Origin of the sequence: Streptomyces guryensis (assembly GCF_021261325.1) — a bacterium.
GTDB lineage: Bacteria > Actinomycetota > Actinomycetes > Streptomycetales > Streptomycetaceae > Streptomyces > Streptomyces guryensis.
The window spans coordinates 297931-321962 of the sequence record NZ_JAJSBI010000003.1; the positions used below are offsets into that span (position 1 = coordinate 297931).

23 protein-coding genes are annotated in these 24032 nt (G+C 70.4%); 9 read left to right on the plus strand and 14 right to left on the minus strand.

Going from position 1 to position 24032, the window contains the following annotated elements; genetic code table 11:
- Positions 1–137 precede the first annotated feature (137 nt).
- Positions 138–1172, minus strand: coding sequence for a class II fructose-bisphosphatase (gene glpX, locus LJ657_RS08300; protein WP_232647741.1), 1035 nt, complete (start codon positions 1170–1172; stop codon positions 138–140).
- Positions 1173–1299: 127 nt separating this feature from the next.
- On the opposite strand from glpX, the gene LJ657_RS08305 reads away from it, so the two are divergent.
- A complete protein-coding gene (locus tag LJ657_RS08305) occupies positions 1300–1821 on the plus strand; it encodes a DUF4245 domain-containing protein (protein ID WP_232647742.1) in 522 nt (173 codons plus the stop codon).
- Positions 1822–1961: 140 nt separating this feature from the next.
- On the opposite strand, the gene LJ657_RS08310 is transcribed toward LJ657_RS08305, so the two are convergent.
- From LJ657_RS08310 to xseA, 3 genes are all read right to left on the minus strand, one after another.
- A complete protein-coding gene (locus LJ657_RS08310) occupies positions 1962–2552 on the minus strand; it encodes a malonic semialdehyde reductase (RefSeq protein ID WP_232647743.1) in 591 nt (196 codons plus the stop codon).
- Positions 2553–2712: 160 nt separating this feature from the next.
- Complete coding sequence (locus LJ657_RS08315; RefSeq protein ID WP_232647744.1) at positions 2713–2943, minus strand: exodeoxyribonuclease VII small subunit; 231 nt, start codon at positions 2941–2943, stop codon at positions 2713–2715.
- 48 nt (positions 2944–2991) lie between these two features.
- Entirely contained in the window at positions 2992–4200 is a 1209-nt protein-coding gene (xseA, locus tag LJ657_RS08320) for an exodeoxyribonuclease VII large subunit (protein ID WP_232647745.1), read from the minus strand.
- Positions 4201–4385: 185 nt separating this feature from the next.
- On the opposite strand from xseA, the gene LJ657_RS08325 reads away from it, so the two are divergent.
- A complete protein-coding gene (locus tag LJ657_RS08325; protein ID WP_232647746.1) occupies positions 4386–5396 on the plus strand; it encodes a 4-hydroxy-3-methylbut-2-enyl diphosphate reductase in 1011 nt (336 codons plus the stop codon).
- 29 nt (positions 5397–5425) lie between these two features.
- Complete coding sequence (gene ppgK / locus LJ657_RS08330; RefSeq protein ID WP_232647747.1) at positions 5426–6169, plus strand: polyphosphate--glucose phosphotransferase; 744 nt, start codon at positions 5426–5428, stop codon at positions 6167–6169.
- An 18-nt stretch (positions 6170–6187) separates the two neighbouring features.
- On the opposite strand, the gene LJ657_RS08335 is transcribed toward ppgK, so the two are convergent.
- Entirely contained in the window at positions 6188–6775 is a 588-nt protein-coding gene (locus LJ657_RS08335) for a DUF6542 domain-containing protein (RefSeq protein WP_232647748.1), read from the minus strand.
- 200 nt (positions 6776–6975) lie between these two features.
- On the opposite strand from LJ657_RS08335, the gene ychF reads away from it, so the two are divergent.
- Entirely contained in the window at positions 6976–8064 is a 1089-nt protein-coding gene (gene ychF / locus LJ657_RS08340; protein ID WP_232647749.1) for a redox-regulated ATPase YchF, read from the plus strand.
- Positions 8065–8208: 144 nt separating this feature from the next.
- Here ychF and LJ657_RS08345 read toward each other — a convergent pair whose 3' ends face one another.
- Together LJ657_RS08345 and LJ657_RS08350 are read right to left on the minus strand one after the other, a co-directional pair.
- Positions 8209–9522 (minus strand): replication-associated recombination protein A, encoded by a 1314-nt coding sequence (locus LJ657_RS08345; protein WP_232647750.1) that lies wholly within the window; start codon positions 9520–9522, stop codon positions 8209–8211.
- 135 nt (positions 9523–9657) lie between these two features.
- Positions 9658–10104 (minus strand): MmcQ/YjbR family DNA-binding protein, encoded by a 447-nt coding sequence (locus LJ657_RS08350; RefSeq protein ID WP_232647751.1) that lies wholly within the window; start codon positions 10102–10104, stop codon positions 9658–9660.
- Between the two features lie 129 nt (positions 10105–10233).
- Here LJ657_RS08350 and LJ657_RS08355 point away from each other — a divergent pair, with 129 nt between their 5' ends.
- The 3 genes from LJ657_RS08355 to LJ657_RS08365 all read left to right on the plus strand — a co-directional run bounded on the left by LJ657_RS08355 (position 10234) and on the right by LJ657_RS08365 (position 14135).
- A complete protein-coding gene (locus LJ657_RS08355) occupies positions 10234–11169 on the plus strand; it encodes a helix-turn-helix domain-containing protein (protein WP_232647752.1) in 936 nt (311 codons plus the stop codon).
- 448 nt (positions 11170–11617) lie between these two features.
- Positions 11618–13054 (plus strand): carboxylesterase family protein, encoded by a 1437-nt coding sequence (locus tag LJ657_RS08360; protein WP_232647753.1) that lies wholly within the window; start codon positions 11618–11620, stop codon positions 13052–13054.
- Between the two features lie 58 nt (positions 13055–13112).
- Positions 13113–14135, plus strand: coding sequence for an alcohol dehydrogenase catalytic domain-containing protein (locus tag LJ657_RS08365; RefSeq protein WP_232647754.1), 1023 nt, complete (start codon positions 13113–13115; stop codon positions 14133–14135).
- A 12-nt stretch (positions 14136–14147) separates the two neighbouring features.
- Here the strand turns inward: LJ657_RS08365 and LJ657_RS08370 are convergent, their stop codons facing one another.
- The 5 genes from LJ657_RS08370 to argH are packed head-to-tail and all read right to left on the minus strand — an operon-like array spanning position 14148 to position 20057.
- Complete coding sequence (locus LJ657_RS08370) at positions 14148–15359, minus strand: MFS transporter (protein WP_232647755.1); 1212 nt, start codon at positions 15357–15359, stop codon at positions 14148–14150.
- Entirely contained in the window at positions 15356–16552 is a 1197-nt protein-coding gene (locus LJ657_RS08375) for an ATP-grasp domain-containing protein (RefSeq protein ID WP_232647756.1), read from the minus strand. The genes LJ657_RS08370 and LJ657_RS08375 overlap by 4 nt, the downstream gene beginning before the upstream one ends.
- 49 nt (positions 16553–16601) lie before the next feature.
- Positions 16602–17780, minus strand: a complete 1179-nt coding sequence (locus LJ657_RS08380; protein WP_232647757.1) for an ATP-grasp domain-containing protein — start codon at positions 17778–17780, stop codon at positions 16602–16604.
- A 34-nt stretch (positions 17781–17814) separates the two neighbouring features.
- Positions 17815–18627 (minus strand): phytanoyl-CoA dioxygenase family protein, encoded by an 813-nt coding sequence (locus tag LJ657_RS08385; protein WP_232647758.1) that lies wholly within the window; start codon positions 18625–18627, stop codon positions 17815–17817.
- Positions 18624–20057 carry an argininosuccinate lyase gene (gene argH / locus LJ657_RS08390; RefSeq protein WP_232647759.1) on the minus strand — a complete coding sequence of 478 codons (1434 nt, stop codon included), beginning with the start codon at positions 20055–20057 and terminating at the stop codon, positions 18624–18626. Before argH ends, LJ657_RS08385 begins: the two co-directional genes overlap by 4 nt.
- 303 nt (positions 20058–20360) lie before the next feature.
- On the opposite strand from argH, the gene LJ657_RS08395 reads away from it, so the two are divergent.
- Positions 20361–21257, plus strand: a complete 897-nt coding sequence (locus tag LJ657_RS08395) for a UbiA family prenyltransferase (RefSeq protein WP_232647760.1) — start codon at positions 20361–20363, stop codon at positions 21255–21257.
- Between the two features lie 39 nt (positions 21258–21296).
- Here the strand turns inward: LJ657_RS08395 and LJ657_RS08400 are convergent, their stop codons facing one another.
- Positions 21297–21995, minus strand: a complete 699-nt coding sequence (locus LJ657_RS08400; protein ID WP_232647761.1) for a helix-turn-helix transcriptional regulator — start codon at positions 21993–21995, stop codon at positions 21297–21299.
- Positions 21996–22126: 131 nt separating this feature from the next.
- On the minus strand, positions 22127–23092 hold the full coding sequence (locus tag LJ657_RS08405) for a LysR family transcriptional regulator (protein WP_232647762.1): 966 nt from the start codon (positions 23090–23092) through the stop codon (positions 22127–22129).
- A gap of 106 nt (positions 23093–23198) precedes the next feature.
- On the opposite strand from LJ657_RS08405, the gene LJ657_RS08410 reads away from it, so the two are divergent.
- Positions 23199–24023: an SDR family NAD(P)-dependent oxidoreductase gene (locus LJ657_RS08410; protein WP_232647763.1), complete on the plus strand. Its 825-nt coding sequence runs from the start codon at positions 23199–23201 to the stop codon at positions 24021–24023.
- Positions 24024–24032 lie beyond the last annotated feature (9 nt).

Here is a 24032-nt window from a genome sequence, read left to right on the forward strand (position 1 = left end):
ATTGCCGCCGTGCGCTTCGAGAGCGGGCGGCACCGCATTTCTTCAGGGGCGCGGGGCTGTGCCGATGTGCGGCTCCGCCGCGTGGGCGCGACCAGCCACACTCGACCCGCACCCGCCAACGCACGGAACTCCCCGAGCTATTTGGCGCGGTCAAAGTCAATCGCGCTGTAAGCCCGCAGCTTGCTCAACCGATGCTCGGAGTTGATCTGCCGCACCGTCCCCGACTTCGACCGCATCACGATCGACTCGGTGGTGGCGGTCTCCGACCGGTACCGGACCCCCCGCAGCAACTCCCCGTCCGTGATCCCGGTGGCGACGAAGAACACGTTCTCGCCGGCGACCAGGTCGTCGGTGGTGAGTACCCGGTCGAGATCGTGCCCGGCGTCGATCGCCCGCGCCCGCTCCTCGTCGTCCTTCGGCCACAGCTTGCCCTGGATCGTGCCGCCCAGACACTTCACGGCGCACGCGGAGATGATCCCCTCCGGTGTGCCGCCGATCCCGAGCAGCATGTCGACGCCGGTGCCCTCGCGCAGCGCGTAGATCGACCCGGCGACGTCACCGTCGGAGATCAGCTTGATGCGCGCACCGGCCTCCCGGATCTCCTTGATGATCCCCTCGTGCCGCGGCCGGTCGAGGATCACCACCGTCACGTCCTCCGGCGTGGATCGCTTGGCCTTGGCGACGCGGCGGATGTTCACGGCCACCGGCGCGTCGATGTCGACGAAGTCGGCCGCCTCGGGTCCCGTGACCAGCTTGTCCATGTAGAAGACGGCGGACGGGTCGAACATCGACCCCCGGTCCGCGGCCGCCAGCACGGAGATCGCGTTCGGCATGCCCTTGGCCGTCAGCGTGGTCCCGTCGATCGGGTCGACGGCGATGTCGCACTCCGGCCCGGTCCCGTCCCCGACCCGCTCCCCGTTGAAGAGCATCGGGGCCTCGTCCTTCTCGCCCTCGCCGATGACGACCACGCCGTTCATCGACACGGTGGAGACGAGGGTCCGCATGGCGCGCACCGCGACACCGTCGGCGCCGTTCTTGTCGCCCCGGCCGACCCAGCGGCCCGCGGCCATCGCGGCTGCTTCGGTCACCCGGACGAGTTCGAGGGCGAGGTTGCGGTCGGGGGCTTCACTGGGGACTTCGAGTTCGGACGGCAGATGATGATGCTCGGTCATCGAGGCGCACCTTTCTGATACGACGACGGCCGGATGAGGGTTCGACCCTCGACTCTATCGTCAGTCCGACAAAATGAGCAGGGGACCCCACGGATGAGCGAGCCGGGCACCTGCGACGATAGGGGGCGTGGCAGGTTCGAACGGCAAGCAGAAGACGGTCCGGGACATGGTCCTCTCCCTGGGCCTCATCGGGATCGCGGCGGCACTCATCTACGTGTTCATCCCGCACGACGACTCGCCCCGGGAGCTCCCACGGGTCGACTACCGCGTCGAACTGCTCACGGCGCGCCGCGCCGCGGCCTACCCGGTGGCCGCACCCGAGGGCCTGTCCAAGGACTGGAAGGCCACGTCGGTCCGCTTCCAGGGTGACCGGTTCGACGCCTGGCACCTGGGCTTCCACACCCCCGGCGGCCAGTACGTGCAGGTCGAGCAGTCCACCCAGAAGCCGTCGGAGTTCATCGACGAGGCCACCCAGGGCTCGACGGTGACGAAGGCCACGGAGCAGATCGACGGCCGCACCTGGACCCGCTTCACCGGCGGCCGCTACGACGCCCTCGTGCTCCCGGGCAAGGCCTCGACGACCGTGGTCGCGGGCACGGGCTCGTTCCAGCAGCTGACGGAGATGGCGCAGGCGCTGAAACTGGCGTAGCCGTCCCGCGCGCGGGACGCGTACGGGGCACGGGACGCGTACGGGAGAGGCCCCCGGCTTCGTCGCCGGGGGCCTTCGTCGTGCGGGGCGTGCAAGGTGGTGCGGGGGCGTGCGAGGTGGTGCGGGCTCGTGCGGGCCGCTCAGACCGTCGTGACGACCTGCTCGTACGCCAGGCGCGGGGAGCGCGGGAACCAGGCGTCCTCGCCCGGCTTGCCGATGTTGACGACCATCAGCGGGGTGTGGTCGTCGTCCAGGAACTCCTTCTGGACGCCCGCGAAGTCGAGACCGGTCATCGGGCCGGCGGCGAGACCCGCGGCACGGACACCGATGATGAAGTAGGCGGCCTGCAGCGCGGCGTTCAGGCCGGCGGCACCCTCGCGGGCCGGGCGCTCGGAGAAGAAGACGTCCTTGGCGGCCGGGAAGTGCGGGAAGAGGGTCGGCAGCTCCTCGTGGAACTCGTTGTCCGCGGAGAGGATCGCGACCAGCGGGGCCGTGGCGGTCTTGGGCTGGTTGCCCTCGGCCATGTGCCGCACCAGGCGCTCACGGGCCTCGGCGGAGCGGACCAGGGTGACGCGCAGCGGCGACTGGTTGAAGGCGGTCGGGCCGTACTTGACCAGGTCGTAGATCGCCTGGATCTGCTCGTCGGTCACCGGCTCGTCGGTGAAGGTGTTCGCGGTACGGGCCTCGCGGAAGAGCAGGTCCTGGGCGGCGGGGTCAAGAACGAGAGACATGCGGCAACTTCCTCGGGGTGGCGCCTGGATCCGTACCGGACCGCGGTCCGGATCCACTGACAGGACCGACCGTACGCCAAGGAAGGTTCAAAGTTCAACAACAACCGGGGCGTGGTGATCCGCTTCACAGAGGACCACCGGTACCTCGCCCTGCCGTGCGCTACTCGCCGCCGTCCGCTTCCCCGGACTTTTCCTCCGCGAGAGCCGCGTCCAACCGGGCCCGCGCCCCGTCCAGCCAGCGCCGGCACACCTTGGCCAGCTCCTCACCCCGTTCCCAGAGCGCCAGGGACTCCTCCAGCGTCGTACCGCCCGCCTCGAGCCGCCGTACGACCTCGATCAGCTCGTCCCGTGCCTGCTCGTAGCCGAGCGCCTCATCCACCTTGCTGGTCATCCGCCCACCCTATGCATCGACTCGAACCGTGCCCCGGTCCCCGCGTTCTCAGTCGCCCCGGACCACCGTGAACTCGCCCTCCGCCACTCGCGCCCGCAGCCTCTCGTCCGCCGTCACCTCGTCCGGGGCGCGGACGACATGGCCGTCGGCCTTCTGCAGCACGGCGTAACCGCGCTTCAGGGTGGCGGCGGGGGAGAGGGCCACCACGCGCGCGTGCGTGTGCGTCAGCTCGGAGGAGGCGCGGTCGAGGAGATGCCCGAGCGTGCGCCGCGACCGGTCGACCAGTGAGGCGACATGATCGGCCCGTTCGTCGATCATCCGGTGCGGATCCTCTATCGAGGGCCGGGCGAGCGCCTGGGCGAGCCCGCGCTCCTCCCGCTCGACGAGCGCCTCGACGCACCGCCGCGCCCGGTTGCGCAACTGCTGCACGCGCTCGTACTCCTCCCCGACGTCCGGTACGACCTTCTTGGCGGCGTCGGTGGGCGTGGAGGCCCGCAGGTCGGCGACGTAATCGAGGAGCGGATTGTCCGGCTCGTGCCCGATCGCCGACACGACCGGCGTACGGCACGCGGCCACGGCGCGCACGAGCTGCTCGTCGGAGAACGGAAGGAGGTCCTCCACGCTTCCGCCCCCGCGCGCGACGATGATGACGTCCACCTCGCCGGCCTCGTCGAGCTCCTTCACGGCCTGCACGACCTGCGGGACGGCGTGTACGCCCTGCACGGCGACGTTGCGTACCTCGAAGCGGACGGCGGGCCAGCGGTGCCGGGCGTTCTCCAGGACGTCCCGCTCGGCGGCGGAGGCGCGGCCGCAGACCAGCCCGATGAGCTGCGGCAGGAAGGGCAGGGCCTTCTTCCGCCCGGGCGCGAACAGTCCCTCGGCGGTGAGGGACTTCTTCAACTGCTCCAGCCGCGCGAGGAGTTCACCGACCCCCACCGGCCTTATCTCGGCGGCCCGCAGGGACAGCTGCCCCCGCGGCGCGTACCACTCCGGCTTCGCGAGTACGACGACCCGCGCACCCTCGCTCACCACATCGGCGACGGCGTCGAACACCTGGCGGTAGCAGGTGACGCCGACGGAGATGTCGTGCGACGGATCCCGCAGGGTCAGAAACACCACCCCGGCGCCGGGACGCCGCGAGAGCTGAGTGATCTGCCCCTCGACCCAGACGGCCCCCAGCCGGTCGATCCACCCCCCGATGAGCCGCGAGACCTCACCGACGGGCAGGGGCGCTTCCGCGGACGTGTTGAGAGCCATGCCGCGAGCGTATCGGCCGAGGCTGACACTCCAGCTCGTCCGGCGATCGAGGACGAGGCCGTTCAGGCCGAAAAGCAGGGGGCCTGGGGGCGGCGGCCCCCAGGGACGGGACGGGTAGGGGCGGCGGAGGCGAACCGAAGATCGCACAGGTGCGCGATCTTCGGCCCCCCGAACGCGGCCTTACGATGGATCGCATGACTGCTTCGCCTGGCCGCCGTGTCCTGCTCGCCGCCCCCCGTGGCTACTGCGCGGGTGTGGACCGCGCCGTGATCGCCGTCGAGAAAGCCCTGGAGCAGTACGGGGCTCCGATCTATGTCCGGCACGAGATCGTGCACAACAAGTACGTCGTGCAGACCCTGGAGAAGAAGGGCGCCGTCTTCGTCGAGCGGACGGAGGAGGTCCCCGAGGGGAACATCGTCATGTTCTCCGCGCACGGTGTGGCCCCCGTCGTCCATGAAGAGGCCGCGCGCGGCAGGCTCGCCACCATCGACGCGACCTGCCCGCTCGTCACCAAGGTCCACAAGGAAGCCGTCCGCTTCGCGAGCGAGGACTACGACATCCTGCTGATCGGGCACGAGGGCCACGAGGAGGTCATCGGCACCTCCGGCGAGGCCCCCGAGCACATCCAGCTCGTGGACGGGCCGAAGGACGTCGCCAAGGTCGAGGTCCGCGACCCGTCCAAGGTCGTCTGGCTGTCCCAGACCACCCTCTCCGTCGACGAGACCATGGAGACCGTCGACGCACTGCAGGAGAAGTTCCCGCAGCTGATCTCGCCGCCCAGCGACGACATCTGCTACGCCACGCAGAACCGCCAGCTCGCGGTGAAGCAAATGGGCGCCGAGGCCGAGCTGGTGATCGTCGTCGGCTCCCGCAACTCCTCCAACTCCAAGCGGCTCGTCGAGGTCGCCAAGCTCGCGGGCTCCCGCGAGGCGTACCTGGTGGACTTCGCCGACGAGATCGACGAGACCTGGCTGGAGGGCGTGTCCACGGTCGGCGTCACGTCCGGTGCCTCCGTCCCCGAGGTCCTGGTCGAGCAGGTCCTCGACTGGCTCGCGCAGCGCGGCTTCGAGGACGTCGAGATCGTCAAGGCGGCCGAGGAGTCCATCACGTTCTCGCTGCCCAAGGAGCTCCGCCGCGACCTGCGCGAGCAGGCGGCGGCGCTGATCGCGGAGCGAACCGGCACCTCGCCTGAGTGACTGTCAGTCGTCCGTCGTAACGTAGAGCCATGCAGATCTTCGGTGTGGACATCGGCGGATCCGGGATCAAGGGCGCCCCTGTGGACCTGGACAAGGGCGACCTGGCGGAGGAGCGCTGCAAAGTGCTCACTCCGCACCCGGCGACGCCCGACGGCGTGGCCGACGGCGTGAAGCAGGTCGTCGAGCACTTCGGCTGGACGGGTCCGGTCGGCCTCACCTTCCCGGGCGTGGTCACCGGCGGATCCACCATCCGCACGGCGGCCAACGTCGACAGGAGCTGGGTCGACATGGACGCGCGCGCGTTGTTCGGCTCCCGCCTGGGCGGCCTGCCGGTGACGGTGGTCAACGACGCGGACGCGGCGGGCGTCGCCGAGATGCACTTCGGCGCGGGCCGGGGCCGCCGCGGCACGGTCATCCTGCTGACCTTCGGCACCGGCATCGGCAGCGCCGTCTTCGTCGACGGCACCCTGGTGCCCAACACCGAACTGGGCCACCTGGAGCTGCACGGCCACGACGCGGAGAAGCGCGCCTCCAGCAAGGCCAGGGAGGACGGCGAGCTGACCTGGGAGCACTGGGCCCGCCGCGTCACGAAGTACCTCGCCCACGTCGAGATGCTCTTCTCGCCCGACCTGTTCATCATCGGCGGCGGCGTCAGCCGCAAGTCCGAGAAGTTCCTGCCCTTCATCGAGGGCATCAAGGCGGAGATCGTCCCGGCGCAGCTGCAGAACAACGCGGGGATCGTGGGGGCGGCGATGCACGCCGCGGAGAGCTAGGCCCGGCCGGGGCCCGGCCTAGTACGGGGGCGGGCGGTGGCGGTCGGTGTGCCGGTGGCGCATCAGGGCGGCCTTCCGTACGGTCACGATCAGGCCCGCGACGAGGGTCCCCCCGTACAGCCACCCGGCCTGCGTGGCCAGCGCCGTCACCAGTCCCATCAGCCGGCCGAGCAGCCCGCCGCTGCTGTCGGCCACCGGGAGCAGGCCCGCCGCGAAGGCGATCGGTACGACCACGGGTGCGGTCGCCAGGTCGCCCTTGCGCACCCAGACCGCGGTCAGCAGGCACACCGGCAGGAACAGCACGCCGTACAGCGTCAGCGACGCCCCGAACAGCAGCTGGTCGAGACAGCCGAGCGCGAACATCACCGCCCCGCAGAACAGACCGCTGCCCAGGCCGGTCAGCCGGGGGTTGGGCAGCCGCCGCACGGCCTCGGCCGGCGGCGGGACCGGCTGCCGTGCCGCCGCCGGGCGGGTCGAAGGGCGGCGCTGTGCGGCAGACCGCGCACCACCGCCCCCACCGCTTCCGCCGCGCTTCGCCTGCGGGGGCAGCGGGGGCTTGCCGCGTCGCGTTCCGTTGTGCGGGGGTCGCGTCCCGTGTTGCTCCACCGGACCAACTTAGGTCGGTTTATGTGTGCAATCGCCCCTGAGACACGCCGAGGGGCGGAGCTTGGCCAAGCGTTCGACGGGGCGCCGGAGCGGGGACCGGTACGCCGTAGACTGGTGGATCGGCCCGCCCGTGCACCGAAGAAGGACCGGGCCCGCAGCCCCAGTCCCCCTGATGTCTCTCACGTACGGGAAGTCGCAACGTGTCGCTCACGATCGGAATCGTCGGTCTGCCGAATGTCGGCAAGTCGACCCTGTTCAACGCCCTGACCAAGAACGACGTGCTCGCGGCCAACTACCCGTTCGCCACGATCGAGCCCAACGTGGGCGTGGTCGGCGTCCCCGACGCCCGGCTCACCAAGCTGGCCGAAATCTTTTCCTCGCAGCGCATCCTTCCGGCGACCGTCGACTTCGTCGACATCGCGGGCATCGTGAAGGGCGCGTCCGAGGGCGAGGGCCTGGGCAACAAGTTCCTCGCGAACATCCGTGAGTCCGACGCGATCTGCCAGGTGATCCGCGCCTTCAAGGACGAGAACGTCGTGCACGTCGACGGCAAGGTCTCGCCGAAGGACGACATCGAGACGATCAACACCGAGCTGATCCTCGCCGACCTCCAGACCATCGAGAAGGTCCTGCCGCGCCTCCAGAAGGAGTCGCGCATCAAGAAGGACGTGGCCCCCAAGGTGGCGGCGGTCGAGGCGGCGAAGGAGATCCTGGACAAGGGCGACACGCTGTTCTCGGCGGGCATCGTCCAGGGCTCCGGCAACGAGGAACTCCTCCACGACCTGCACCTCCTGACCACCAAGCCCTTCCTCTACGTCTTCAACGTCGACGAGGACGAGCTGGTCGACGAGGACTTCAAGGCCGAGCAGCGCGCCCTGGTCGCCCCCGCCGAGGCGATCTTCCTCAACGCCAAGCTGGAGGCGGACCTCGCCGAGCTCGACGAGGAGGACGCCATGGAGCTCCTGGAGTCCGTCGGCGCCGAGGAGCCGGGCCTCACCACGCTCGCGCGTGTGGGCTTCAACACCCTCGGCCTGCAGACCTACCTCACGGCCGGCCCCAAGGAATCCCGCGCCTGGACCATCAAGAAGGGCGCCACCGCCCCCGAGGCCGCCGGGGTCATCCACACCGACTTCCAGAAGGGCTTCATCAAGGCGGAGGTCATCTCCTTCGCGGACCTGGTGGAGACGGGCTCGGTCGCCGAGGCCCGCGCGAAGGGCAAGGCGCGTATGGAGGGCAAGGAGTACGTGATGCAGGACGGAGATGTGGTGGAGTTCCGCTTCAACGTGTAGCGGGTGACACACCGCCACGTCGCTGATCTGGCAAACATGCAGGTCGGAAGGGGTCCGACTCCTCGGAGTCGGGCCCCTGGTCTTTTCCCGTGCAGGGATGACGTGAGAGCGCCGGCGCTGGACCGTGCACTGTTCAGAGCCCGGTCAGCCGCTTTGCCGACGGGCACGCAGAGCGGTCCAGTGGCGCAGGCGCTCGGTGATCTGGGCTTCGTAGCCGTTGTGGGTGGGCTGGTAGTACGTCTCGCGGTCCATGTCGTCGGGGAAGTAGTCGTCACCGGAGAACCCGGCGGTTGTGTCCGGGTCGTACTGGTAGTCCTTTCCGTAGCCGAGGTCCTTCATCAGCCGGGTCGGGGCGTTGAGGATGTGGGCGGGTGGCATGAGCGAGCCGGTGTGGCGGGAGGATCGGTGTGCCGCGTTGAGGCCGCGGTAGACGGCGATGGACTTGGGGGCGGTGGCGAGGTAGACGACGGCCTGGGCGATCGCCAACTCGCCCTCGGGGGAGCCGAGCCGCTCGTACACGTCCCAGGCGGCGAGTGCCTGCTGGACGGCGTGCGGGTCGGCCATGCCGATGTCCTCGTTCGCGAAGCGGACCAGACGGCGGGCCACGAACAGCGGGTCCTCGCCGCCGTCGAGCATGCGGGCGAGCCAGTACAGGGCCGCGTCCGGATCGGAGCCGCGCATCGACTTGTGCAGCGCGGAGATCAGGTTGTAGTGGCCCTCCTGCGCCTTGTCGTAAAGAGGGGCCCGCTGCTGGATGTGATGGGCGAGCCCGGCGGTGTCCAGGGGAGTCTCGGTGTCCGGGAGGGCCTGGAGCTGTTCGGCCATGTTGAGGAGGTAGCGGCCGTCGCCGTCGGCCATGGCGATCAGGGCGCGGCGGGCGTCGTCGTCCAGGGGCAGACGGTGGCCGGTGAGCTGCTCGGCACGGTCGAGCAGCGTGGACAGCGCTGCTTCGTCGAGGCGTTTGAGGACGAGGACCTGGGTGCGGGAGAGGAGGGCGCCGTTGAGCTCGAAGCTCGGGTTCTCCGTGGTGGCGCCGATCAGGGTGACGGTGCCGTCCTCGACGTAGGGGAGGAAGCTGTCCTGCTGGGCACGGTTGAACCGGTGGATCTCGTCGACGAACAGCAGGGTGCCCTGGCCGATACCGCGTCGGCTTCGTGCGGTGGCGAAGACCTTGCGCAGATCGGCCACGCCGGAGAAGGTGGCCGACACCGGTTCGAAGGCCAGCTTGCCGGCGTCCGCGAGGAGCCGGGCGACGGTCGTTTTCCCGACGCCGGGCGGGCCCCACAGGATGGCGGAGCTGAGGCGCTGCTGGGCGACCATGCGGCCCAGCGGGGCGTCCGGGGCCAGGAGGTGGTCCTGCCCTACGACCTCTTCCAGCCGGGTGGGGCGCAGGCGGTCGGCGAGGGGCCGGGCGGGCTCCTCGTCGAAGAGCGGCAGGGTCGCTTCGGTCGGTTCCATCGGTCTCTCGGGTCGTAGGGGGAGGGGTGCGGACGTGTGCGGACAGGAGGGGTGCGGACGTGTGCGGACATGACGAGCCTTGCACGGGGCACTGACAGGCGTCGGCTCAGCCGCTCGCGGGGAAGCTCGCGGAACTCATCGAGCCACGGGGCGTTCGCGTCGCGGCAGCCGCTCGGCGACCAGGTCGTAGGAATCCGCCCGTGTGCCGGTGCCGTAGGTGCGCGGGTCGACGGGCCGCTCGGCCCTGGGCAGGTGGGCGACGACGAGCAGGTAGGAGTCGGTGACGAGCTCCTCGACCAGCGTCCTGTCGATGCCTTCTCCGCTCTCCAGGGTGATCCAGTGCCTCTTGTTCATGTGGTAGCCGGGGGTGATGTGGCTGTACTGCTCCCGCAGGGCGTGGGCGTCGCCGGGGTCCGCCTTGAGGATCACGACGGGACGCCCCGGGACCTCTGTCATCAGCATGAACACCTTGCCGCGCACCTTGTAGACCTCCCAGTCGGGGCCGAAGGGGTGCTCCAGTCGGGCTCCGGGGAGTTCCTCCGCGCAGTCGGCGGCGGTCTTGTGCAGGGCCGATCCGTTCATGGGTGGTGAGCCTTCTCAGGTGGTGACGGACTGTGGCATCGAAGGAGGCGGAGGGCGCGCCGCGCGGGCGCGTTGGCACGTCCCATCCTTCCGTCGGAGCCGACTGGCAAGGCGGTAGGCTGCGGACACGTGATGGTCGACAAGCGACACTCCGGGCCGGGCAGGCAGGCCGGACCGACTGCGGTTCCGCTGTACGGCTTCCAGCCCCCGGTCGGCACTCCGTACGGCCTTGAGGTGAGTACCGTCGAGGACTTCTTCGCCCAGCACGACGACTGGCCGTGGAACCCGCCCCGTCCGGGCCGTGCCACCTTCCACTACCTGATCCTGGTCACCGAGGGCGAGTTGGCGCACGACGTCGACTACGTCACGCGGACCGTCACCCCCGGCCAGTGGCTGTGGGTGCGTCCCGGGCACGCGCAGTGCTGGCATCCTCCCGGCCCGGCCCGAGGCCCGTTCATCCTGTTCGAACCGGACATGCTGCGGCCCGACCTCGCCCGTCTCCTGGCCCCGCTCACCGCGCACGAGGCACCTGCCGTGCTGAGCCCGCACCCCGACGACATCGCCTGGCTCCAGCAGACGGCACTCCAGCTCCTGGACGAACACCGCGCACTGGGGCGCCGGCCCCTCGACGTCCACCACGCCCTGCGGCGCAGCCTGCTCGAATCGCTGCTGCTGCGCCTGGCCAACTCCCCGGGCGTCGTCCCTGCCGGCACGGCCACGGCCAACACCGGCCGTGCCGACAGGTACGGACGCTTCCTGGATGCCCTGGAGCTGCACTTTCGCGAACTGCACCAAGCCGCGGACTACGCCGAGCTGCTCGGCTGCTCGGTCCGCACCCTCAGTCGTACCGCACGGGACGCCACCGGCAAGGGGGTGCGTGAACTCATCGACGAGCGGCGCCTCCTGGAAGCCCGGCGCCTGCTGGGAGGTGCCCGGTGGGATGCCCGGACCGTGGCCGTCCACCTCGGCTTCAGCGATCCCGCGAACTTCGGCCGCTTCTTCCGCGACCGCACCGGCCTCACCCCGGCCGCCTTCGCGGCCCCCGACACCACGAACCACCCGTGAGCGGAGCGCGGCGGCGGTTGACGGATCTCTGACCGTCCGCGGGCCGACCACCTTGCGGGGTCAGGCCTGCGGTGGGTGACGAACACCGGGCCGCGCACGGCCTTCTGGCTTTCAGCACGGTCGACCGAGCCCGGCCCTCAGGTCGTCTGCCGCACCGCTGAGGCTCGACCTCGACGGCGGCTCACCGGTGCCGCATTCCCATGCAGTGCCTGCTCGGCCGGCTTCCCAGGGTTCGCCGGACCCGCTGCAGGCCGCCCGGGCCTCCCCTCGGCGGCCTGGGCCATGTGAAGAAGAGAAGCAGGGAAGTGTCACCTGCTGACCACCAGGTGACCGCTGCCCACCGGGCTCTTTGCCGGATCCCAGGAAACGATTGGGAGACGTCAGCGCGAGCAACCGGCCGCCGATGCACCGCGCGAAAATACCCGAACCACCGTTGGAAGGACATGCCATGACCGCCACCGCTCCCAAGGCCCCAACTGCACCAGGGGTCCGGTCCTGGTGGGGGATCCCGTACGCCACCGCCGAGCGATACCGCCGCCCCGTGGTCGCGGTCTTCGACCCGGACCGCCCCTACGACCGCAAGGGCGTCGTCTCCGTCCAGCCCGACAGCGGCGACTGGCTCGAAGCGGACAGCGGGATGGGGGAGGACTGCCTGAACCTGAACGTGTGGGCCCCCGAGCAGCCGGCCGGCAAGGCGCTCCCGGTGACCGTGTACATCCACGGCGGCGGATTCGAGTACGGCGCGAACACACAGATCACCTCGAACGCCGCCGGTCTCGCCGCGTCCGGGCGGGTGGTGAGTGTGTCGATCAACTACCGGCTCGGCGCCCTGGGCGCGCTCTCGCTGTCGCAGTACGGCGGGCTGCTCGCCGAGGCCGACAACCTCTTCCTGCAGGACGTCATCGCCGCGCTGACCTGGGTCAGGCAGAACATCGCCCACTTCGGCGGCGACCCCGACCAGGTCACGGTCTACGGCCACAGCGCCGGCGCCTACTCCACCTTCGGACTGCTCGGCGCCTCCTCCGCCAACGGCCTGTACCGGCGACTGGCCGGGTTCTCCGGCGGGCCCGCTCGTATCGTCCCGGCCTGGTGGGCCGAGGAGCTCGCGCACCGGTTCGTCACCGAACTCGGCGTCGCGGACAACCCCGACAAGCTGCTCGGCCTCGACGCGGCTTCCCTGATGGCCGCCCTGCGCAAGGTCTGTCCGACAGATCTCGGAGTCCGTGGCGGGGTGGACAACCAGGCGACCGGCGTCGTCCTGCACACCGGACGGCCCGGCGCGGTGGTGCACGCCCACCCCATGGATGTCCTGGCCTCGGGCTCCCACCGTGACGTCGACGTGCTGCTGAGCATGGCGAGTGACGACATGGGCTGGTGGGTGGCGAACGATCTCGACCGTTTCGACCCGCACACGCTCGACCGTGTCACCGACGAGGTCGTCCGGTGGCGCATTCCCCGCTCCCGGGCGAAGAAGATCGTCGATGCCCACGACCAGGGCGCCCGTACCCCGGCCGAGGTCCGTGCCGCGCTCATGGCGGACTACCTCTTCGCGCTCCCCGCCGCCCGCGGCGCCCTGGCGCACGCCGCGGCGGGCGGCAACGCCCATCTCCTGATGATCGGGCCCGCCGTGGGTGCGCCCGCCGTACACGGCACCGAGATGTACGCCCTGGTCGGTCAGGAGAAGCCGGGCCGCAGTCCCGAACTGGCCGAGCGTGACACGCGTGTCCGCGACGTCGTGCTCGACTTCGCCACCGGCGGGCAGACCCGTCTGTGGCCCGCCGTCACGGACCGGCCCATCTCGGGGAGCGTCGGCAACCCGCCCTTCGAGGCCGATGCCCACTACCAGGCGGCGCTCGACCTGTGGGAGGGCATCGACCGCCCCTGACGGCCACCGGGCGATACGGCACCGCGCACCACGGGGCGAACAGGACAAGGAACTCGACATGAGTCAACCGACAGCAGCCGGCGGCGCCGCACAGGCGACGATGCGGGCCGTCGTCGTCACCCGGCCCGGCGGCCTCGACGCACTGGAGATCAAGGACGTCCCGGTGCCCGTCCGCAAGCCCGGCTGGGTGCGGATCAAGGTGAAGGCGTTCGGCGTCAACGAGTCCGAGGTCACCACCCGCAAGGGTGAGTCGGACGCGGAGGTCACCTACCCGCGCATCCCCGGCATCGAGGGCGTCGGCCTCGTCGACCTGGCCGACGAGGACAGCGGGCTGCGGCCGGGACAGCAGGTGGCCACGATGATGGGCGGCATGGGCCGCTCGTACGACGGCGCGTACGCCCAGTACGTGACTGTCCCAGCGGCGCAGGTCATCCCGTTCGAGACCGGCCTGCCGTGGGATGTCGTCGGTGCGCTGCCGGAGATGTTCCAGACCGCCTACGGATCGCTGACCACCGGCCTGGACCTCCGGGCCGGGCAGACGCTGCTGATTCGCGGAGGCACCTCCACGGTCGGGCTGAGCGCGGCCACGATCGCGAAGGATTTGGGAGCCACCGTGCTGGCCACCACCCGCAGCCCAAAGAGGGCAGGCGAACTGCGGGCCGCGGGCGTCGACCATCCCCTCGGCGACAACGGCACCATCGCCGACCAGGTGCGCGAGCTGATGCCGGACGGTGTCGACGCCGTACTGGAGCTGGTGGGCTGCTCGGTCCTGGCCGACACCCTCCGCACCGTCCGCCGGCACGGCACGGTCTGCTTCACGGGAGCCCTGGCGGGCCAGTGGACGATTCCCGACTTCTCCCCGTTCATGATTCCGGGCGGGGTGCGGCTGACGTCCTACGGCGGTCAGGCCGCCGACCTCCCGGCCGACGTCCTCGCCCACCAGCTCCAGGCCATCGCCGCGGGGCGCCTCAGAGTCCCGGTTGCGAAGGTCTACCACGGTCTGGGGCAGGTCCGTGACGCCCAGGCCGACGTCGAGTCCGGCACCACGCCGGGCAAGCACGTCGTCGTCCTGGACGACTGAGACCCGGCGCCGTCAGACCTTGGCGGGCTGCGCACCGCTGACGGCGGTCCGCTCGGCCGCCCGGCCCCGCAGTCCTCTTCGCAGCAGCGAGGTGACCAGCAACGACAGTACGGCCATCGTGGCCATCGCCCAGCCCACCGCACGGGTGGCGCCGAGGAGCTGGGCGAGGCCGCCGGCCAGCAGGGCGCCCAGCGCCTGGCCCACCATCAGGCCGGTGCCGGAGAGGCCGAAGGCCTGGCCGCGAATGTCCTCGGGGGTGAGACGCACCAGCCGCTCCTGCAGTGGAAGCGACGCCGCGTAGCCGAAGGCGGAGACGCAGACCAGGGCCACCGCCACCGGTGTCGGCAGTGACAGCGGGAACGCCAGGAACGGTGCCGCCAACAGGACGCGCAGCGGCAGGATCAGCCTGTCCCGTACGGCCTCGGCGACGAAACGGCCGACCACGATGTCGCCGACGAGCATGCCGACCGCTCCCGCGGCCAGCAGATATCCGGCGTGGCCGTTGGCGTACGGGATGAACAGTGCCTCGCATCCGACGATCAGGCCGTTGGGGATCCACATCATCAGGTAGAGGGGACGGATCGTCGGCGAGGTGAGCAGTTCGCGGTTGATACGGCGGCTGCGTTCGACGACCTTGCCCCGGGCGCGCGGCGGGCGGTCCGACAGTCCCGTCCTCGCGGTGACGCCCGCGGTGACGGCGGCCAGGGCGGCGATCGCGAACAGCCAGGACGGTGACACCACGGCGAGCAGCACGGCCCCGATGGCGTTGCCGATGATCTGCATGCCGCCGACGGTGATGTTCATCGTGGCCCGGGCCAGCACGTACGCGTCCTTCGGCACGATCTCCGACAGCAGCGCGAGGACGGTGCCCGACGTGGCCGCCATCGCCACGTATCCGCCGGCCAGGATCGAAAAGCGCGTCCACCAGTTCAGACCGGGCAGCGACTGGAGCGTCGCGGTCAGCGTCGCGATGGCCGCCATGAGGACCATCGCGGTGCGCGGGCGCAGCAGGTCCGAGGTGGCCAGCAGATAGCGCGCGGTGAGGAGTTGGACCAGCGGCCCGCCGAAGAGGGAGACCGCAGTCAGGAACGGAGACCCCGTCTGCTCGTACATCACCGTGCCCAGCGCCAGGCTGGAGAGCACCACGCCCGTCATGGTGAACAGACGGACCACGAACAGGACGCGGAACTCCCGGATCGCGAAGATCTCCCGGTACGTCGTCATGAGGCGGAGACCGTGTCGATCCGGACCCCGGCGACGACCTCCCGGCACAGCTCGACCGCCTGCGCGGAGGTCGAGGCCGTGGCCACTACATAGCCGACCCGGGAGCGGGAGTTCCGGATGGCGGGGATCCGGTCCCCGGCCTTCAGTGGAAGGTGCAACTTGAGGACACCGGGCAGGCCCTGCCACCGCTGCACGCCGGTGATCGCGGTGACCGTTCCCGGCGGCGGAGTGAAGAAGCGGATGGCGGCGGCGCCGGGGACCGTGTCCTTCGGCTGCCGCGGTCCCGCCCGGTGCAGGGCCCACTGGACGGTGAGGTCGAGCAGGTCGTGTCCCGTGGCCTGGCGGACGAGTGTGGCGATGGAGTCACCGCCGACCCGGGTGTGCGTCTCGATGACCTCGGGGCCCGAGGGCGTCAGCCGCAGCTCGGTGTGGCTGACGCCGTCGGTGATGCCCATGACGTCGAGGAAGTCGGCGACGTACTTCCTGATCGCCGCCGCGGCCTCGGGGGCCAGCGGCGCCGGGACGACGTGCCCGACCTCCACGAAAGGGTTCGCCGGGTCCTCGTCGTGGGTGAACTTGCCGGTGATCGCGACCACATGGTGCTCGCCGGCGCAGCTGAACGCCTCGACCGAGAACTCCGGACCGGTCAGGAACGGCTCGGCGATGTACTCGTCGAGGTTCTCGGCAGGCAGGGCCACCTCTTCCGGCCGCCGGAAGCAGGAGACGTTCTCGCTGCCCTGGCCGTGCCGCGGCTTCACGATCACCGGATATCCGTGCTCGGCCGCGAAGTCGCGGATGCCGGCGGCGTCCCGCACGGCCGCGCCTGCGACGGTGGAGAACCCCTTGTCCCGCAGCCAGGCCCGCATCGCGAACTTGTCCCGCGTCCGCTCGACGACCTCCGACGGCATGCAGGGGACGCCGAGCGCCTCGGCGATCCGCGCCGCCGGCAGCAGTCCCTGCTCGGTGAGGGAGAGCACCGCGGTGAACGGTCTGTCGCGGTGGATCGCCCGCAGCAGCGGGATCAGCGACGGGTCGTCGTACTCGGTCAGCACCGTGCGCCCGGCAACCGGGACCAGCGCCCGGTCGTACCGTGCCGGGGTGTCGACCAGCGTGATGTCCGCGCCGGACGCGCGCAGCCGGTCGCAGAGCCCGGGACCACCGCCCACCACAATGACCTGCTGGGGGGATTCCATTGCCGAAGCACACCTTTCACTCAAAGCCCGGAACTGGCCGGGGAGTTGCCTAGAGCGCGCGGATGTATGCGTCCAGGTCGTTCAGCGAATCGCTCCGGAGCACGGCGTGGCCCCTGCGCCGATTCACCGAGAAGTGCTCCGCGCCGGGTACGACGTTGTCGTCGCTGCGGGTGTCGTGCACGACGCCGACGCGGTCGGGCCGGGCCGTTTCGGAACGTTCGTCGAAGTGGAAGCGGATCCCGTGCCAGATTCCCCGCGGCCCGGGCTCGGGGGCTTTCCAGTCGAGGCCGGCGCGGGCGTACAGGAATGCCTCTTCGAGGTGCAGTCCGTGCTGCAGTTCCACGATCTCCGGCACATGGCCGCCGACGGGGCGGGCGGCGGCCTCGATGACGCTGATCCGCTCGTCGTCCATCTTGAACTCGATGTGCATCACACCCTGCGTCATTCCCCAGCCGGCAGCTATGCGTTCGGCCGCCCCGAGCAGTTCCTGCCGGTGCGGCGCGGGGATGTCACTGCCTGAGATATGGCCCACCTCATGGCAGATCGGGGGCGCTGACAGAAACTTCTGCGTCAACGCGTGAGCGACGACCTTCTCGTCCTGCACGACGCATTCCAGGCTGAACTCAGGGCCGTCCGCGAACTCCTCGACGAGCGCACCCGCCGTATAGGCGAGGTTGGTGAGACGCGAGCGCTTGAAGTCCAGCATCTTCACCAGCGTGGCCTCGACCTCGTCCCGCGAGTGGCACTTGCGCACGAAAAGGCTCATGGCCATGTCGATCGGCTTCACGATCACCGGGAAGGCCACGCTCTCCCAGTCGAACGCGCGGCTCTCCTCCAGCGAGGAGAGCCGGGTGATCACCCGCGGCTGCGGCACGTCGTACCGGGCGAAGACCTCCCGCATGAGCGACTTGTCGCGGGAGGCCCGAATCTTTTCCACGTCGTTGTGGAACAGGCCGAGTTCCCGCGCCAGTACGTCCGCCGCGATCACCGCGAACTCGTTGCCGGCGACCACCGCGTCGAACCGGCGCGAGGCGATCTGCGCCAGCAGATCCTCGGCGGAGTTCGTCAGTTCCGGCACTCGGATCCACTCGTGCAGCCCCGCGGTGCCGTCCCCGACCGTCGAGCTTTCGATCGTCACGATCGTCAGCCGCCAGTCCTCACGCCGGCAGATGTCCGCGACACGGTTCAGCGACCACTGCGAAACCGGATGAAGCAGGAGAATGTCCATGATCACGTACCTTTGAACGCGTCGGGAAGTCGTCTCAGATATCGGCGTTGCGCTCGAAGTAGCGCTCGAAGCCGACCATTTCCTTGCAGCGCCGCACGACCTCGCGCTGGTAGTACCTCCGGTACAGGCCCCTGTCGTCGGTGGCGCAGTACGAGGGCAGCAGTACCGTGCGCGGGACCTCGGCGGCGTTGCGGCCGCTGAAGTGCACGGCGAGCGAGTGGAAGACGAGGACGTCACCGGCCTCCAGGGCGGGGACGTCGATGGTCGACGCGTTCAGCGCGGTCGGGTCGCAGTCCGCCTCGGGGTTGTCCGCCGGGCCGGGCAGAAGCTCGTGGTGCGTGCCGCGGTAGAAGCCGAGCCCGCCGGAGCGCGCATCGCTCGGGTACAGGTTGATCACCGCGGTGCACAGCCTGTCCGGGGCCTCGTTCAGCCACCGCCAGTACAGGAAGTCCTGGTGCGGGATGTAGCCGTTGGTGCCGGGCTCCTTGCGGATCAGCTTGCACTTGAGGACCTCGGGCGAGCCGTCGAGGAGGGTTTCCAGGGCGGCGAGCAGCGCCGGGTGCTTCGCCGCGTCCGTCATCCCCGGGGAGATGTCCAGGACCGGGTCGAGTCGGTCGAAGGTGTATCGGCCGTCGGGTCCGCGCCGGAACTCCGTGCGCAGATTGAGGTCGTCGTCGAGGCCGTCGAGGTTCCAGAGCCGGTTGACCTCGCTCCGGTAGGCCGCTATCTCCTCGTTCGTGTAGAGCCCGCGGAGGACGGTGTAGCCGTCCCGCCAGTACTGCTCCTTGTTCTCCTGCAGACCCGGGGTGGTCATGTACTGCTCGGGGCTTTCCAGCAGGGTGGTCATCGCGCGGTCTCTCCCTCGTGCTTGATAATGTCCTGGTCGGAAAAGTCTGTTTCGAACTCGATGAATTCGGCGAGCCGTGAACGGAGTTGGGCGGCGGCCTCGGCGACCCGCTTCGGCGCCGTTCCTCCCTGGCTGTCCCGCGACTCGACCGAGGCCTCGACGGTGATGTCCGGCCATTCGGCGAAGGCCAGGCGTGGATCGACACCGCGCCGCAGTTCGAGCGGCAACCGGCCGATCGGGCATTTCTCCTTCTCGGACAGGCGCACCAGCTCCGTCACGAGATGATGTGCCTCGCGGAACGGCACACCCCGCTCACGCGCCAGCCAGTCCGCCAGATCGCCCGAGGTGACGAACTCGATGTCGGCGGCCGAGCGCATCACGTCCGCGTTCGGCTGCATCAGGGTCGCGATGGTGACAGCGGCGTCCAGCGACAGCGCCAGCGTCTCCGCGGTGTCGAACAGCGGTTCCTTGTCCTCCTGCAGATCCCGGAAGTAGCTCAGCGGCAGCCCCTTCACCACGGTCTGCAGCGCATGGAGGTTGCCCAGAACCCTTCCGGTCTTTCCGCGAATCAGCTCCGCCGCGTCGGGGTTCCGCTTGTGCGGCATGGCCGAGGAGGCGCTGACCAGTTCGTCCGGCAGCGAGATGAGGCCGACGGGTTGCGAGGACCAGAAGACGATCTCCGCGCTGAACCGGGAGAGGTTCAGGGCCACCGAAGCGCCGGCGCTCAGGAAATCGAGGGCGAATCCCCGGTCGCCCACACTGTCCAGGGAGTTCGCCGTCGGCTGGCGGAAACCCAGGTTCCGCGCCACGGTGACACGGTCGATCGGGAATCCGGTGCCGGCCAGCGCGGCGGATCCCATGGGGCACTCGTCCTGCAGAGCGAGCACGAAGGAGATCCGCTCGGCATCGCGCAGAAATGTCTCCGCATACGCGAGACAGACATGACCGAAGGTCAGGGGCTGCGCGACCTGCAGATGCGAGAACCCGGGCATGATGGTCGCCGCGTGCCTCTCGGCCTGCCCGAGCATCGCCTCCGTGAGCGCCAGGATCTTCGACCTCAGCGTGACGACCTGGTCGCGGATCCACAGCCGGAGCGCGGTCACCGCGAGGTCGTTGCGGGCACGCGCGGTCCCCAGCCAGCCCGCGTCGGCGCCGATCCGCGTCTCCAGATACTGCTCGATCGCCGTATGGACGTCCTCGGCCTCGGGGTCGAGAACATCCGCCCCGGACCGGATCTGCTCCCTGAGCCCGTCCAGGGCGCGGTGCAGTTCCGCGGCAGCGTCCGCGGGCACGATCTCCTGCCTCAGCAGCATCGCGACGTGTGCCTGCGAGACAGTGATGTCGTACAGGGCGAGTTTCCCGTCGTAATGCCCGCTGCAACCGATCGCCGCCATGCTCCTGGCGGCCATGGCCCGTTCCTCAGTGCTCATGTGAAAACCCGCGTGTGCTCATACCTGAAAAGCCTCCGTGAAATATGCGCGCGCCGGTTCTGCCAGGCGGATTCGGAATGAAGAGTTCGGCGTCCGGATTCATTTCACCGGGTCGCGGCGTGGCCCATCGTGCCCCATGAATTCACGGCGTCACAGCGCATTGCGACCAACGGGCCAGTGAGGGTGTACGCCGATGTACACCCCCGTACGCCGTTGGTTGTATGGCGATGCGCCCGGGGCCGTTCCTAGGCTGCGACCGTGATCGATTCCGGTGTTTTCCCGAGGGTTTCCAGACCGGTTCGCGTGCTGGATCTCCGCCGGCCCGACGCCCTGGAGACGGCGCGTCTGTGCTGGTCGGAGGCGAGGCCGTCGGTGCAGGCGGTGTTTCTGCTGCGGTTCGCGGTCGGCGCGGTGTCCGCCGTGCAGCTGCCGCAGGCCCCCTGGCGGACCCTGCTCGGCATGATGGCGTGGTGGTGCGCCGCGTCCTGCGCGTATCTGCTCAACGGCGTGACGGACGTTCAGGAGGACCGCGCCAACGGCTCTCGGCGTCCGATCGCCCGCGGAGACCTGCCGGTCCGCACCGCCGCGGCCGTCACGGCCCTGCTGGCCGGTGCCGCGCTGACACTCGGAGCACAGGCAGGCCGCGGGGTGCTCGCCTGGGTGGTGGTCTTCCTGCTGCTCGGCTGGGCCTACTCGGCCGCTCCGGTGCGGGCCAAGGAGTCGAGCGCGCGCTGCGCCGCCGTCGTCTTCGGACTGGGGGCGGCCTCGTACGCGGCCGGGGTCTCAGCGGCCGGCTCCGGCTGGACCGCGACGAGCGTGGTGTTCGGCTGTGTGATGGCGGCCTGGATGGCCCTGGTCGGCTCGGTCGTCAAGGACCTGGGTGACGCCGGCGGAGACGCGGCCGGCGGCCGGCGCACCGTCGCGGTCGTCCACGGCATGGCGGCGGCGCGGTCCCTGGCCGTGGCCGGCGCCGTACTGGTCGGCGTGGCCGGCCCGGTGGCCGCGGTCCTGTGGGCCCCGCTCGCCCTGACGGGCACCGTGCCGGTGGCCGCCGGGGCGGTGTGGGTGGTCACCCGGGTGCTGCGCGACGCCCGGCGGACCAGCGCCGACCGGCGGCAACGGCGGGACCCCTACCGGGCGTTCATGGCCACGCAGTACGCCGCGAACCTGCTGATGCTGGCCGTGCTCGCCGCCGGATGAACCACGGCGGGTGCGCCGCCGAGCGATCACCCCAACTGGTCAACCCTGCTCGGGAAACGCCTTGTTGAGGGCCTGAACCCGGGAACTGGCGCCCAGCTTGCGGTAGGCGTTGTGCAGATGGCGCTTGACGGTCGCCTCGCTGATCTCCAGCCGGCGGCCGATCAGACGGTTCGTCAGCCCCGCCCGCACCCCCTCCAGGATCTGCCGCTCCCGCAGCGTCAGCAGATCGCGGATCTGCGCCTGCGCGATACCCGAAGGCCCCCCGGGATCCCGCTCCCGCCCGCCGGCGGCGGGCGGCCGCTCGGCCTCCTCGTACCCCCGGATCCCCTGGTACAGACGGCTCCCGGTCGAGGCCCGGAAGGCGGTGCTCACCGTCTGCGTCGCCGCCAGGCGCTCCTCGGCCCGCACGAGCCCCACCGCCTCCGCGACCGCCCCGTGCATGGCCTGCCAGAGGACCTCCACCGCCCGTACCGATTCGGACACCGGAACCTGCTGGACGACGCGGTGGGCCCCGAGCAGCCGCGAGTACTCCCCGACCCCCGGGGGCTCCGCGTGCTTGCCCGCCTCCAGCGCCTGCGCGCACTCGGCCACGATGTTCTGGGCCTGATGACGGCACTGCCGCCAGATGTCCTCCCGGGACACCAGCGGACTGCCGAGACGTTCCAGCGCCACCTGGTACGCCTCGACGATCCTGGGTATGGCGGCACGGAGCTGCTGGGCAGCCGCTTGACGACTCACTGAAACTCCCCCTGGTCACGAACCGTTGTGACCGCCCCCCATCGCGCGGTGCACCCCGTGTCAATGCGGAGGGCAAGCTAACATCCCGTCGGCGGACCCGGAAGATGAGATCCAATAGGTGGGACGGATGCTCACCCGGTGTCATCGTGGCTGGTGGTGGCCATGTCCGGTGGGCGGAAAGGCATTCCGGGTACCCGCTCCGTCACCCGCCGACAGGCCTCCGCGTACGCCCGCACCAACGGCCGCCGGTCGCCCTTCCGCCAGGCCAGCACATACCGGCTGGGCGCGAGGCCGCGCACCGGTCGGGTCACCAACCCGCCCAGCGTGATGAGGGGCACGTTGCCCACCGCGACCAGGCACACACCCAGCCCCGCGACCAGGGCCTCGTAGGTCTCCTCCGTGCTGGCGATCTCCGCGCCGACGCGGGGCAGCCGGCCGTCGCGCTCCTCGACCGCCAGCCAGTGATCCCGCAGCGGCCCCGCGCTCTTCGGCAGGGCCAGGAAGGGTTCCTCGGCCAGGTCCGTGAAGTCGATCTCGGGGCGGGAGGCGAGGGGGTGGGTGTCGGGGAGGGCGACCAGGCGGGGTTCCTCGGCGACGACCGTCCAGGCGTAGCGGTGCTGGCCGGGCAGGGGCAGCCAGACGAAGGCCATGTCCGTGTCGCCGTCCGCCAGGCCCGCGGTCGGGTCGTCCCAGCTCACCTGGCGCAGCCGGACCGCTGCCTCGGGGTGGGCGGCGGTGAAGCGGGAGCGGATCGCGGGCAGCAGTCCGCCGCGGCCGGGGCTGTTGCTCATGCCCACGACCAGGGTGCCGCGCTGCTCGGCCCTCGTCTCGGCCATCACGGACGCACCCTGCGCCCACGCCTCCAGCACCCGCCGGGCGTGCGGCAGCAGCGCCGAGCCCGCCGCGGTGAGCTCCACGCCGTGCCGGTCGCGCCGCAGCAGCTCCACCCCCAACTGCCGCTCCAGCGCCCGGATCTGCTTGCTCAGCGCGGGCTGCGAGACGTACAGCCGCTCGGCCGCGCGCGTGAAGTGCAGCTCCTCGGCGACCGTGACGAAGTACCGCAGGTCCCGCACATGAACGTCCGCCGTCATAGCCATCGGTTGTCACCGTAGGTCTTGGACGGGCAACTCGCCACAGGAGCAGCCTGGTTCACGAAGCGCTCAGGGAGTCACTCGGAGCGTTGCCCGGAGGGGATGAGATTTCGTGAACAAGGTGTGGCTGATCACCGGTGCCGGCAGCGGACTCGGGCGGGCCGTCGCCGAGGCGGCCGTCGCCGACGGTGACGTGGTGGTGGGCGCCGCCCGGCGGCCCGAGGGGCTGGACGACCTTGTGGCCGCCCACCCCGACCAGGTCGAGGCGCTGCGCCTGGACGTCGCCGACACGGCCGCGGCCGAACCGGCGGTGCGGGACGTGGTGGCACGGCACGGGCGGATAGACGTCCTGGTCAACAACGCCGGCCGCGGCCATGTCGGTGCCTTCGAGGAGACCACCGAGGACGAACTGCGTGCCCTGTTCGACGTGCACGTCTTCGGCCCCGCCGCCCTGGTGCGCGCCGTACTGCCGTACATGCGCTCGCGGCGCTCGGGCTCGATCGTGCAGATGAGCAGCATGGGCGGCCAGACGTCCTATCCCGGTTTCTCGGCGTACAGCGGCACGAAGTTCGCGCTGGAGGGCATGTCCGAGGCGCTCGCGGGCGAGGTCGCGGAGTACGGCATCAAGGTCCTCGTCGTCGAACCGGGCGCCTTCCGTACGTCCCTGTACGACGGGACGCAGGCCAGCGCCGACGGCGGGGCGTACGCCACCGTGGGTGGTACGCGCGCGATGGTCGACGCCGGCTTCGACGAACGGGCCGGCGACCCGGCCAAGGCGGCGGCACTCGTCCTCGCCGCGCTGGAGGCGGGCCGGACCCCGCTGCGCCTGCCGCTCGGCGACGACAGCGTCAGCGCGGTCCTCGACCACCTCGACCAGGTACGCGAGGACGTCCTCGCCTGGGAGAAGCGCACCCGCCGCACGGGCTTCCGCGACTGAACCGTCCCT